12 protein-coding genes are annotated in these 13,325 nt (G+C 37.2%); 9 read left to right on the forward strand and 3 right to left on the reverse strand.

Annotated features, from left to right (window positions below; all coding sequences use genetic code 11):
• The first annotated feature begins 120 nt into the window (after nucleotides 1-120).
• From msrB to P176_RS0100955, 3 genes are all read left to right on the forward strand, one after another.
• The gene (gene msrB, locus P176_RS0100945) at nucleotides 121-582 is read left to right on the forward strand and encodes a peptide-methionine (R)-S-oxide reductase MsrB (RefSeq protein ID WP_026752947.1); all 462 of its coding nucleotides are present in this window, start codon (nucleotides 121-123) and stop codon (nucleotides 580-582) included.
• Between the two features lie 183 nt (nucleotides 583-765).
• Complete coding sequence (lpdA, locus tag P176_RS0100950) at nucleotides 766-2,142, forward strand: dihydrolipoyl dehydrogenase (RefSeq protein ID WP_037348598.1); 1,377 nt, start codon at nucleotides 766-768, stop codon at nucleotides 2,140-2,142.
• A 110-nt stretch (nucleotides 2,143-2,252) separates the two neighbouring features.
• Nucleotides 2,253-2,918 carry a hypothetical protein gene (locus P176_RS0100955; protein WP_026752949.1) on the forward strand — a complete coding sequence of 222 codons (666 nt, stop codon included), beginning with the start codon at nucleotides 2,253-2,255 and terminating at the stop codon, nucleotides 2,916-2,918.
• A gap of 105 nt (nucleotides 2,919-3,023) precedes the next feature.
• On the opposite strand, the gene P176_RS0100960 is transcribed toward P176_RS0100955, so the two are convergent.
• The 3 genes from P176_RS0100960 to P176_RS0100970 form a co-directional block, all read right to left on the reverse strand.
• A complete protein-coding gene (locus tag P176_RS0100960; RefSeq protein WP_026752950.1) occupies nucleotides 3,024-3,554 on the reverse strand; it encodes an HAD family hydrolase in 531 nt (176 codons plus the stop codon).
• Nucleotides 3,544-4,302 carry a Rossmann-like and DUF2520 domain-containing protein gene (locus tag P176_RS0100965; RefSeq protein WP_026752951.1) on the reverse strand — a complete coding sequence of 253 codons (759 nt, stop codon included), beginning with the start codon at nucleotides 4,300-4,302 and terminating at the stop codon, nucleotides 3,544-3,546. The genes P176_RS0100960 and P176_RS0100965 overlap by 11 nt, the downstream gene beginning before the upstream one ends.
• Nucleotides 4,303-4,375: 73 nt before the next feature.
• Nucleotides 4,376-5,605 (reverse strand): peroxiredoxin, encoded by a 1,230-nt coding sequence (locus P176_RS0100970; RefSeq protein WP_037348599.1) that lies wholly within the window; start codon nucleotides 5,603-5,605, stop codon nucleotides 4,376-4,378.
• A 118-nt stretch (nucleotides 5,606-5,723) separates the two neighbouring features.
• Here P176_RS0100970 and pheT point away from each other — a divergent pair, with 118 nt between their 5' ends.
• The 6 genes from pheT to P176_RS0101000 all read left to right on the forward strand — a co-directional run bounded on the left by pheT (nucleotide 5,724) and on the right by P176_RS0101000 (nucleotide 13,299).
• Nucleotides 5,724-8,150, forward strand: coding sequence for a phenylalanine--tRNA ligase subunit beta (gene pheT / locus P176_RS0100975; protein ID WP_026752953.1), 2,427 nt, complete (start codon nucleotides 5,724-5,726; stop codon nucleotides 8,148-8,150).
• Nucleotides 8,151-8,154: 4 nt separating this feature from the next.
• Complete coding sequence (locus tag P176_RS0100980; protein WP_026752954.1) at nucleotides 8,155-9,006, forward strand: phosphatase PAP2 family protein; 852 nt, start codon at nucleotides 8,155-8,157, stop codon at nucleotides 9,004-9,006.
• Between the two features lie 160 nt (nucleotides 9,007-9,166).
• Nucleotides 9,167-9,667 (forward strand): thiol peroxidase, encoded by a 501-nt coding sequence (tpx, locus tag P176_RS0100985; protein WP_026752955.1) that lies wholly within the window; start codon nucleotides 9,167-9,169, stop codon nucleotides 9,665-9,667.
• Nucleotides 9,667-10,038, forward strand: coding sequence for a diacylglycerol kinase family protein (locus tag P176_RS0100990; protein ID WP_026752956.1), 372 nt, complete (start codon nucleotides 9,667-9,669; stop codon nucleotides 10,036-10,038). The genes tpx and P176_RS0100990 overlap by 1 nt, the downstream gene beginning before the upstream one ends.
• Before the next feature lie 148 nt (nucleotides 10,039-10,186).
• Nucleotides 10,187-12,607, forward strand: coding sequence for a DNA translocase FtsK (locus tag P176_RS0100995; RefSeq protein WP_026752957.1), 2,421 nt, complete (start codon nucleotides 10,187-10,189; stop codon nucleotides 12,605-12,607).
• A gap of 50 nt (nucleotides 12,608-12,657) precedes the next feature.
• Entirely contained in the window at nucleotides 12,658-13,299 is a 642-nt protein-coding gene (locus P176_RS0101000) for an outer membrane lipoprotein carrier protein LolA (protein ID WP_026752958.1), read from the forward strand.
• Nucleotides 13,300-13,325 lie beyond the last annotated feature (26 nt).

The following is a 13,325-nucleotide window of genomic DNA, read 5'->3' on the forward strand; positions in this document are numbered from 1 at the left end:
TACAATTTAACGAAATCTTACAAGTTAACATAGCTTTGAACATTAATTATTCTTTATTTTTCATGTAAGTACGAAAGAACAGAAACGACTTAAAGATCATTCAACAGAAAACAAAAATCCATGAAAAAAATCATTGCTATTTGCGCCATAAGTTTATTTGTTAGCTGTAATTCATCAGCCCAGAAAAAAAAGACAGAAAACTACGAGGTTCAAAAAACCGAAGCGGAGTGGAAACAAGAACTCACTGCCGAAGAATTTTATGTGCTTTGGGAAGAAGGCACAGAACGCGCCTTTACGAGTCCGCTGAATAATGAAAAACGTACAGGCACGTATCATTGTGCAGCTTGTGATACCCCTGTGTTTGAAAGTGAACATAAATTTGACTCTGGTACAGGATGGCCAAGTTTTGACAGAGCTATTGAGGGCAATGTCGCTTATAAAGCTGATGGTAATAGAACTGAAGAGCACTGCGCCACTTGCGGTGGCCATTTGGGACATGTCTTTAATGATGGCCCAAGAGCAACTACAGGAAAACGCCATTGCATCAATGGTGTGGCTTTAGATTTTGAACCTGAAAAATAAATTTGTAAAATATTCCGATTAGCATCCAATGATCATTATCATTGGATGCTTTGTTTTCTGATATTCTAAAATTAGCTTTTCATAGTGCTTAAACAGATATCTCTAATTTTATTTTTAGTGCATTTGAGTTTTGGAGTTTGGTTTCGTAACTTCGTGACCTCGAAATAATATAACAAAATCATAATGAGTAAATACGATATCATAGTACTTGGAAGTGGCCCTGGAGGTTACGTTACGGCCATTAGAGCATCACAGCTAGGCTTTAAAACAGCCATTGTTGAAAAAGAAAGCCTTGGAGGTGTTTGTTTGAATTGGGGATGTATCCCAACTAAAGCGCTTTTAAAATCTGCTCAAGTATTTGAATATCTGAAACATGCCGAAGATTATGGTTTATCTGTTACAGATGCCAAACACGATTTTGATGCCGTTGTTAAGCGTAGTCGTGGTGTTGCAGACGGGATGAGTAAGGGTGTTCAATTCCTTATGAAAAAAAACAAAATTGATGTTATAGAAGGCTTTGGAAAATTAAAAACCGGTAAAAAAATTGATGTTGACGGTACAGAATACAGTGCCGACCATATCATAATTGCCACAGGTGCACGTTCTAGAGAGTTGCCAAGTTTACCGCAAGATGGTAAAAAAGTGATTGGCTATAGAAAAGCGATGACTCTAGAGAAGCAACCTAAGAAGATGATTGTTGTTGGATCTGGTGCTATTGGTGTTGAGTTTGCTTACTTCTATAATTCTATGGGAACTGAAGTTACCATAGTAGAATACTTACCAAACATTGTTCCTGTTGAAGACGAAGAGGTATCTAAACAATTAGAGCGTAGCTTTAAGAAAAGCGGGATTAAAATAATGACTTCTTCTGAAGTTACTAAAGTAGACACCTCTGGAGATGGTGTTAAAGCCACTATTAAGACGAAAAAAGGCGAAGAAACACTTGAAGCTGATATCGTTTTATCAGCAGTAGGGATCAAATCAAATATAGAGAACATTGGTTTAGAAGATGTTGGGATTGCAGTTGATAGGGATAAAATTTTAGTCAACGATTACTACCAAACCAACATTCCTGGATATTATGCTATTGGCGATGTTACGCCTGGTCAAGCTTTAGCTCACGTGGCTTCTGCCGAAGGTATTTTATGTGTTGAAAAAATTGCTGGACAGCATGTTGAAAAATTAGACTACGGAAATATTCCTGGGTGTACGTATTGTTCTCCTGAAATTGCCTCGGTTGGATTGACCGAAAAACAAGCGAAAGATCAAGGTCTCGATGTAAAAATTGGTAAGTTTCCATTCTCTGCGTCTGGTAAAGCAAGTGCTTCTGGAGCCAAAGACGGTTTTGTAAAAGTGATCTTTGATGCTAAATACGGCGAATGGTTAGGCTGCCATATGATTGGCGCAGGCGTTACAGACATGATTGCAGAAGCGGTTTTAGGCCGTAAATTAGAAACTACAGGTCATGAAGTGCTAAAAGCAGTTCACCCACACCCTACGATGAGTGAGGCTGTGATGGAAGCTGTTGCAGCAGCTTACGATGAAGTCATACATCTATAAGTAGAAAGATAGAACTTCGAGAAAATTTATAAATCCCAAATCGATTATAATTGATTTGGGATTTTTAAGTTTAATGGATTATTTAACCTTAACTTTATTCAAAAGCAAATATGAAATACCATATCATTATCAATAGCGTAAAAACAGTTGAATCATTAAAAGACGCTTGGAGCAAAGAAGACTATTTAGCCTTATTGGAAAAATTTGAATTGGAAAGCGAAAGCCATTTAAGTATCAAGGAATTGGAGGAACTGTTGTTCTTAGCCATTTCAGAATACGAACCTAATGAAGCTGCGGCCATTGTTTTAGATTATAGACTTTCTGAACATCTCAATGAAAATCAAATTGACCAGATGTCCTATGACATGTTGCAGGATAAAATCTCTGAGGAGTACCCAGAAATTTCATTGCACCATGAACTTTTCAATAGCAACCAATTACTATATAAAGCGTACAATGGTACGTTTCCAAATGCGAAAGCCACAATTATTGAATTTGAAATTTCTCCAAGCAACCCTATTTCCAAGGAAATTATATTAAAAGCTTTAGACAAAACACTGGCACAAGGTAATGTTATAAAGCGCCTTTTCGGAAATCAACTTGCAGGAAAAGAAGCATTTGATGAGGCTGAGTCCATCGTTTGGGATTTGACAGCCACTGGCAAATCGTCATTTATTATGACCACTTCAGAATACTGGATGAGCCGCGACGAATTTAAAGACGCTGAGTTTGATGTGACAGTTGTTGAATTTGAAGATGAGGACAACGAAGATTGATTAGAAAAAAGCGCTCGATACTATGAAGCATTAGACTAAACCATTTTAACTAATTTTGAAATTTAGTCCAGAGATTTCGGTTTTGTGTTTTCATTCCCTTTTAACTCAATCGTACTTGGCTTCAAAATTGCCATCCCATTTGTCCTGAACTTTCATAACCTGCTCAATAACGTCTCTTACTGCTCCTTTGCCCCCTAGTTTATGAGACACATATTTACTGATTCCTTTGACCTCTATGGCGGCATCTTGCGGACAGGTTGGCAGCGCTACTAACTTCATAACGGGAACGTCTGGGATATCATCCCCCATATACAAAACATGCTCTGCTTTTATATTTTTACTTTTAAGATACTCCCTAAACTGATTCACTTTTTGATGCGCTCCCAAATAGATATCAGTAATACCTAAACCCTCTAATCGTTTTTGAACGCCAAGATTACTCCCTCCAGAAATGATACAGACGTTAAAGCCGGCATCTATAGCTGTTTTTAAAGCATAACCGTCTTTTATATTCATACTCCTAAGCATGTCTCCATTGGTCATTATGGTCACAGTACCATCTGTAAGCACTCCATCAACATCTAAAATAAAGGTGGTGATTTGCTCTAAATATTCTTTATAACTTTTATCTTCCATGGGTTTTTTTAATCGATTTGGTCAATAGTTCATAGATCTCTTTGTGGCTAGACTTTTCTATGAGTTCTAAATGGTTCTTGATTGTTTTTTTGTCATTTCTAAGTGCTGGTCCTGTTTGCGCTTGATATGGTGATAAGTTTTGCACCTTCTTAGCCGTTTCTGTAATTAAAGGCTTTAATAAATCGAATTCCGCACCCTGAGACTCTGTAATCTCATGCGCCACTCGGTACAGTTGGTTGGTAAAGTTATTGACAAACACAGCCCCTAAATGCAAGGCAGCTCTTTGATCACTATTAATACGCTTTACATTATTACTAATGGCTCGGGCCAATGTCTTGATTAAAGGATAGTCCTTCTTATCTAAGACCTCTAAACAAATTGGAACGTCTAAAAAATCAATGTCAGCAGATTTTGAAAAAGTTTGAAGCGGATAAAACACGCCTCGCCTATGCTTTTTATCAAGATCATGCATGATAACACTTCCCGAAGTATGCACTACCAATCGGTTTTTAAAAGGTAGTTTTCGGGAAACTTTAGAAATGGCATCATCACTAACAGCGATAATATAGACGTCTGCCTCTTTAATATTTGAAAAATCGTCGATAATCTCAACTTCATTTTTATAAGACTCCAACGTTTCTCGATGTCTATTAAACCATTGTGTGACGCTTACCTTTTCCGAAGCAGAAAACGCTTTATATAAATGAGTGGCAACATTACCTGCGCCAATAAGTACAACTGTAATCATGCCGTAAAAGTACAATAGATTTTAGACATAAGGCTGGTTTCAGTAAAGATCAAGCAACAACAAATTTAACCAATTACTCTGCTAACAATTGCTCTATAAAACCGGTGAAATCTTCTTTAAATTCCCTGAACTTCTCTCCAGTTGCAGGACCATTAAAACCTGTGTGAATCTTACGAACTTTACCTTTTTTATCGATAATGATTGAGGTTGGATAAGATAAAATATGGTTGAGCATTGGTAACTTCTCTTGAGCCTCTTTCTTATCAGAAGAGCCATATTGCGCTAAAAGAATGGGATACCCTATTGCCAGATTTTCCTTTAGGCGGTTGATGTTCTCGAAAGCCGCCTCAGGACTCTTTGCATATTCAAAGGCTAAGGCTACAAATTCTAGATCTTTATCAGAATTTGTGTTGTAATATTCAGAATAATATCGGCTCTCATCCAAACAATTAGGACACCAAGATCCCATAATTTGAACCACGACTACCTTATCTTTAAATTGCTTATCGGTTAAAGATACTGGACGTCCATTGGTATCTGGAAATGTAAACTCTAATTGCTCATAACCTTCTTTTAAAAACGTAAGTTCGTTAGCATCTGCTAATTCAAAATCAGCATTTCGTTTTGCTGTAAAAGGCTCTTGCCAATGGCTGCCAGAATAAAACATGCCTGTCATGCTACTATCGGTCACTTTTGCTGTAAATAAAAAGGCGTGCGATCCATCAAAAGCAGAAAGCTTCACGTCATCGCCATCAATTACGCCTTCCAAATACCTATAGTCTCCTGTTGTGGTTAAAAAAGTACCGGTAACCTCTTTGCCCTTTTGTTCAAAAACACCTTTACCCAAATACCTATCTTCTTCGGAATCTGGACTAAATACCGTTTCCCAACTGCCACTAACATCTGTGGTTGGCGCTGCTTCTGAAACCAGAAAACGTTGGTCATTATCAAGATCTGCCGAAAAAGGTACGGTTCTATCCAAACTTTCTATAAAAAAATGACCTTTCAACTTACCTTGGCTATGTTTAGCCTTGATAAATCCTTCAAAAACGGGCATTTGGATGCGTACACTATCGTTAGTGTAAGTCATTTCATTTACTTGTATGACCTCTTCTGCATTAAAAATCTTTAAAGAAGATTTAGCAGTCACTTCAAAATTAAAAGGAAGCACTTCGGTATCGGTTAACTGTAATTCAGCTCGCCAAGTCCCTTGCTCTAAAGGATCTGGAGCATTCAAATTACAAGAAAACAGGGTAACAGATAAAGTAATGAATACAATAAAACCACTAAAATATTTAAACATGGGAGCGCTTTAAGAGATTGTAAGTCTCGACAAAGATAAACTTCTTACAAAGAAAACCTTTGTGGCATTTATAAAACTAAGCAGTTTATTATCTTTGCCCCTCATTTAGAAAAAACTCATGAAAATTTCATATAACTGGCTCAAGCAGTTCTTAAAAACCGATTGGACGGCAGAAAAAACTGGCGAACTCTTAACCGATTTAGGATTAGAGATTGAAGGCATTGACACCTATCAATCTGTAAAAGGCGGATTAGAAGGAATTGTTGTTGGAGAGGTCTTGACCTGTAACCAACATAGCAATGCCGACCGTTTAAAAGTAACCACTGTAGACATTGGTCAAGACACCCCATTACAAATTGTATGTGGCGCGCCCAATGTTGCCAAAGGACAGAAGGTACCGGTTGCCACTATTGGCACGACTTTATATACTGCGGAAGGTGAAGCTTGGACCATTAAAAAAGGTAAGATTAGAGGAGAGGAAAGTCACGGAATGATTTGCGCTGAAGATGAACTTGGATTGGGCAAATCCCATGACGGGATTATGGTTTTAGATGCAAATATTAAAGTAGGTACTCCAGCTGCAGAACTCTTCGAGATAGAAAATGACAAGATTTTTGAAATCGGACTTACGCCTAATCGGGCTGATGCCATGAGTCATTTTGGAGTCGCACGTGATCTTAGAGCGGGTCTAATACAAGAAGATATTAAAACCGAATTCATAACCCCTTCGGTAAGTGCATTTCACGTCGAAAACAGAACGCTAAAAATTGACATCGATGTTAAAAATAACACTTTGGCCCCGAGGTATTGTGGCCTTACCATTTCTGGCATTAAAGTAACAGACTCCCCAAAATGGTTACAAAACCGATTGAAGGCCATTGGCTTGACACCAAAAAATAATGTTGTAGACGTTACTAATTATGTGTTGCATGAATTAGGGCAACCATTGCACGCTTTTGATGCTAATAAAATTTCAGGTAATAAAGTCATTGTAAAAACTCTTCCAGAAGGAACAGTTTTTGAAACTCTAGATGGTGTTGAACGAAAGTTGAGTGCAGAAGATCTCATGATCTGTGATGCAGAAAAACCAATGTGCATAGCAGGTGTTTTTGGAGGTGCTTATTCTGGCGTGACCGAACATACCACGAGTATCTTTTTAGAGAGTGCTTTCTTTAATCCCGTGAGCATTAGAAAAACAGCTAAAAGACATGCCCTTAATACAGATGCGTCATTTAGATTTGAGCGCGGTATTGATCCAAATATTACTGAATATGCTTTAAAAAGAGCAGCATTACTCATTCAGGAAATAGCCGGAGGTGATGTTACCAGTGATTTAATGGATTTCTACCCTAAGAAAATTGAAGATTTCCAAGTTCGTGTAAGTTTTGAGAATGCTAAAAAGTTAATTGGCGAAGATCTTCCGAAGGAAACCATTAAGAGCATTTTGACCTCCCTAGAAATCAAAATCAACAACGTTACCGAAACCGGATTAGGCCTTACCGTCCCTGCCTATAGAAACGATGTGCAACGTGAAGCCGATGTTATAGAGGAAATCCTTAGAGTTTATGGTTACAATAATATCAAGACCACTGAAAAACTCAATGCTTCCATATCTAATACCTCAAGATTTGAGGATTTTAAATTGCAGAATATTATAGGAAATCAATTGGCCTCTCAAGGTTTTTTTGAAATTCTTTCCAACTCGTTGACGACTCCTAAGTACATAGCGCTAACCGAAGATCTTAAGGATGACCATAGCGTAGAGATGCTAAATCCTTTGAGTAACGATCTTAGCGTGATGCGACAAAGTTTATTATTCTCAGGATTAGAAGCTGTGAGACATAATTTAAACCGTAAACGACAAGATCTCAAATTATTTGAGTTTGGTAAAACATACCATAATTACAGTGAAAGCCGAGAAGAATTTAAGCATCTTTCTCTGTTTTTAACCGGTAACAAAACCCAAAGACGTTGGAACAGTTCTGAAACAAAGAGTGATTTCTTTTATATGAAAGGCGTCGTAAATGCGATATTGAGCCGTTTGGGAATCACTGGTCACAGGGTCTCTGCTATTGATAAGGATTTCTTTTCAGAAGGTATTTGCTTGTCTTTAGGCAAAGAACGTTTAGTAGAATTTGGCCTTGTGAGCAAGCGTGTTTTAAAACATTTTGATATTGATCAAGAGGTTTTATTTGCCGATTTTAATTGGGATAATATCATAAAGTTAGTTAGACATCACAATGTGATGTTTAAGGATATCCCTAAATATCCAGAAGTAAGACGTGATTTTGCATTATTAATTAATGACGCGGTTTCTTTTGGAGATATTGATCACATTGCGTCTCAAACTGAAAAAAGATTATTGATTGACGTCGATCTTTTTGATGTATACCAAGGCAAAAATCTTCCTAAAGGCAAGAAAAGTTATGCTGTAAGTTTTGTGTTTCAAGATGAACAAAAGACAATGACGGATAAGCAGGTCGATAAAATAATGAACAAGTTGCAAGCTAATTTTGAGAAAGAACTTGGTGCTGAATTACGCTAAGCATTTGAAACTAGCATTTCTGCTTTTTGGGATCGCTCTTTTGTTTGGTCATCTACACATAACAGCGCAAAATTTAGATCCATCTAAGCCTAGTGATACGTCTTCATATTGGCAATTAATAAAATATGATGCCCAATACACCTTAAAAAGTGTTGGGCATGGATTTTCACGCCCTCTATATTGGAAAGGAAAAGATTATGCCAAAATGGGAATTTTATTTGCAGGTACCGCAGCTATGACCTTAGCAGATGATCCTGTTAGGGATTTTGTATCTAATGGTAAAAAAAATGTTCCTGAGGTATTACGAGACTTCGGATGGTATTTTGGGAGCCCGCAAAATTACTTTTTGGCCAATGCTGGTCTTTATGGTTTTGGTGTGCTTACAAAAAACGAAAAAATCAGAAAAACCAGTGTGCTCATTATTAGTTCATCTATAACTACAGGCCTAATGCAAACCTTCTTGAAAAATGCTGTGGGGAGACAACGACCAAATGCCAATGACGATAACTTAAATTTCTCGCCTTTTTCCAAGTCGGGTGCTTTCCATTCCTTTCCATCCGGACACACCGTACTCTCCATCACTATGGCACACGCTATTGCGAAACAGTTTGACAATATATGGATCAAAGCTGGGGTGTATGCCATTGGAGCCATACCACCAGCATCAAGATTGATCGATGACGCTCATTGGATCTCAGACGTCGCCTTTAGCGCTGCCTTGAGCATTATAGTCGTGGATAGTATGGATAAGTTTCTATTCAATGAAAACGCTTATAGCTATCCCCAAAAAAAGAAATCCGTTTCATGGAATTTTTGTTTCGGAGCAAATACAATTGGTATCGTGGGAACATTTTAAGGATGATCTGCTATCAATCTAAAGCTTCTCACAAGTTCTTCATCTTATAATCTCTTTTCAATTCTGAATCCAGCTGTTAAACAATTGTAAAAATACAGCGATGAAGCAGGTTTAGAGATTAAATATATGTAATTTTAAACATCAACTAAAAACTAAAATTATGGCAACAATAACTCTAAAAGGTTCTGAAATTCACACGTCTGGTCAACTTCCTAAAAAAGGAACAAAAGCTCCAGATTTCAAATTAACTTCAACTGATTTACAGGAAAAATCACTTTCAGATTTTTCTGGTCACAATCTCGTTTTAAACATTTTTCCTAGTGTAGATACTGGTGTTTGCGCAACATCTGTTAGGGAATTTAATGAAAAAGCTAGTGGATTGGATAATACGAAAGTACTATGCATTTCTAGAGATTTACCCTTTGCACTAGATCGTTTTTGTGCTGCAGAGGGATTGGAAAATGTTGTAAATCTTTCCGATTTTAAAGATGGAAATTTCGGCAAATCTTATGGCGCGGCAATTACAGACAGTGCGTTTGAGGGGCTTCTCTCTAGGGCTGTAGTAGTTGTGAACCCTGATGGTGAAGTCATTTACACAGAGCAAGTTAGTGAAATTGCTGATGAACCAAATTATAAAGCTGCTTTGGATGCCTTAAACTAATGGACAAGAAAAAAGAATCATTTCTTGTTAATAGATTAAAAAGTGTAGGCTATGCTTATAAAGGTGCGGTATACTTAATAAGAACAGAGGCAAGCGCTAAAATTCAATTGGCTTTGGGCCTATTGGTTACGCTTGCTGGTTTCTATTTTAATATTTCTAGAACAGAATGGATTCTACAGGTAATTTGCATCGGCATGGTCATTAGTCTAGAAGGCGTCAATACTGCTATTGAATATATAGCAGATTTTGTTCATCCCGATCTACATTCTAGCATAGGACGCATCAAGGATATTGCCGCGGGAGCTGTCTTTATTGGAGCGGTTTCTGCATTTATTGTGGCGCTTATTATTTATATTCCGAAGCTACTATAAATACGATTTGAGTTAGGATAACCGTTAACAATTTGTACTTTTGCTTCATTGTGAACGTTGGTAAATTTGAAAAACAGTCTTACCTTTTCGTTCTCTAATTAGCATCTTAAATTGATTATAAAGAGTTCCGTTTTTGCGGAAGGTTAGCATGGCGAAACGAAAAACCAAATCCAAAAGCAAGTCAAAACCGTCTCCAAAGCTTAATAAATCATTTCGAAAAATCGAAATGAAGTTGACAAGCCAGCAAAAGCTCATTTTTGGGAGCTTGTTGATTATCTTGGGTGTTTTGATGTTTATTGCTTTTTTATCTTACTTATTTACGGGAGATGCAGACCAAAGCACCTTATCCCAATTAACTCAGCGTGAGGTTGAAGCCGAAAATTGGCTTAATAAATTGGGCGCTTGGGTAAGTGACATCTTTATCAATCAAGGATTTGGTGTATCCTCCTTTATATTCTCTGGCCTTTTATTTTTATCAGGAATTTATATCACTCTAGACATTCCTAAAACCCGTTTGACCCGTCATTGGATATGGGGAACACTCATTGCTATTTGGCTTTCTATTTTCTTCGGATTTTTTTCACACCGTTATGATATCCTAGGCGGAATCATCGGTTTTGAAATGAACACTTTTTTAAAGGATTATATTGGTAAAATTGGAACGGTACTTTTACTGCTCTTTGTATTCATCATCTATTTGGCCATTCGATTTAAAGTTACGGGTCCTGCCATCGTACAATTTTTCAAAACTGCGAAATCAGATATAAAATCAGACCTTAATAACGACCGAGATGAAGATTCCGTTGTAGCTTTAGATAACGACCTTACTGCCGAAGCTGAAGATATTAAATCTGCCTTCGATCTTAATGCAGACGATTCTAAAAAACAACCTGAAAAGAAAATCGCTTCGGAAAAACCTTCAGAATCAAAAGTCACATTTGATGTTCCCGTTAAAGTTTCCGAAGTAAAAGAAGACGATACCGAATTGGATATTGAGATTGAAACTACCGAAGAGGAAGTTTCCGAAGAAGATAATCTTTCAAATAAACTGGTTGAAGATTTCGGACAGTTTGACCCTACCTTAGAGTTAAGCAAATTTCAGTTTCCGCCGTTGAACCTTTTGAAAAAATACGATACTGAGGGGATCACAATCAACCAAGAAGAACTTGAGGAAAATAAAAATAAAATTGTTGAGACCTTAAACAATTATAAAATTGGAATCTCTAGCATTAAAGCTACCATTGGCCCTACAGTAACCTTGTATGAAATTGTACCAGAGGCTGGAGTTCGTATTTCTAAAATTAAAAATCTTGAAGATGATATTGCGTTGTCGCTCTCAGCTTTAGGGATTAGAATTATTGCTCCTATTCCTGGTAAGGGCACCATTGGTATTGAAGTTCCCAATAAGAGTTCTACCATTGTATCCATGCGCTCTGTGATTGCCTCACAGAAATTTCAAAAAACCGATATGGAACTGCCTATTGCTTTTGGTAAAACCATTAGTAACGAAACCTTTGTGGTAGATCTCGCCAAAATGCCACATATGCTTATGGCAGGTGCTACAGGTCAAGGAAAATCCGTCGGTTTAAATGCTGTGTTGACGTCCTTACTTTACAAAAAACATCCTGCGGAAGTTAAATTTGTTTTGGTAGATCCTAAAAAGGTGGAGCTTACGCTTTTTAATAAAATAGAACGCCATTATTTAGCAAAACTTCCAGACAGTGAGGAAGCCATTATTACAGATAATACTAAGGTTATCAATACCTTGAACTCCTTGTGTATTGAAATGGACAATCGCTATGAGATGCTCAAAAATGCACTCTGTAGAAACATTAAGGAATATAATGTCAAATTTAAGGCACGGAAACTCAACCCTAACGACGGGCATCATTTTTTACCATATATTGTTTTGGTGGTTGATGAGTTTGCCGATTTAATTATGACCGCTGGTAAGGAGGTAGAAACGCCTATTGCTAGGTTAGCGCAGTTGGCACGTGCTATCGGAATACATTTGATTATTGCGACACAGCGCCCTTCTGTTAACGTGATCACAGGGATTATTAAAGCGAATTTCCCTGCGCGTATTGCATTTAGGGTGACTTCTAAAATAGATTCGCGTACCATTTTAGACGGTTCTGGAGCCGATCAATTGATTGGTCGTGGAGACATGCTGTATACGCAAGGTAATGACATTACCAGGATTCAGTGTGCTTTTGTAGATACCCCTGAGGTTGAAAAAATCACGGAATTTATTGGTGGACAAAAAGCCTACCCAGATGCTTATCTTCTGCCAGAGTATGTAGGGGAAGAAGGTGGCACAACTCTTGATAATAACATTGATGACCGTGATAAATTGTTTAGAGAAGCTGCTGAAATCATTGTTACCGCACAACAGGGATCTGCCTCTTTACTACAACGAAAATTAAAACTGGGCTACAACAGAGCCGGACGACTGATAGATCAGTTGGAAGCTGCTGGTATTGTCGGTGGATTTGAGGGCAGTAAAGCACGTCAGGTGTTGATTACAGATCTTGTTGCTCTAGATGAACTCTTATCTAATGAAGGTTAAAAAAAATAAAACAACATAAAATTTCCGCGAAAGCGAAACACAAAATAATCATGAAAAAACTAAGTATACTTTTTACTCTTTTAGTAGGCACATTATCATTTGCACAAAATTCTGATAAAGCAGAAGCTTTATTAAATGACGTTTATAAAAAAGCAAAGTCTTATGACAATATTGCCATAGATTTTAAATATGTGCTCAATAATGCCAGTGAAAATATTAATCAAGAAACTCGTGGTGATGTCGCTATGCAAGGTGATAAATACCGTTTAAACATCTTAGGTGTGACCCGTATTTTTGATGGAAAAACCATGTATACCATTAGCCCAGAAGACGAGGAAGTTACCATTTCATCAGATAATACTGAAGATGAAAACACCATTACCCCTAGTAAAATGTTGTCTTTTTACAAAGAAGGTTATTCTTATAAAATGGATATTGTTCAGGATGTAAGAGGTCGTAAAATACAGTATGTAAAATTGATTCCTATGGATAGCAACTCTGAAATCAAACACATTCTTTTAGGTATTGATGCCAATACAAAGCATATCTACAATCTTATCGAAACTGGCAAAAATGGTACACAGACCACGCTTACTGTTAATTCTTTTAAAACGAACGAGCCTGTTTCAAAATCCTTATTTACTTTTGACCAGAGTAAGTACAAGAATTATTACATCAACAAATTAGATTAATACCTAATAAATCCCATTAATTAGTT

This window comes from Sediminibacter sp. Hel_I_10 (assembly GCF_000688335.1).
In the GTDB taxonomy this organism is placed as follows: Bacteria; Bacteroidota; Bacteroidia; order Flavobacteriales; family Flavobacteriaceae; genus Psychroserpens.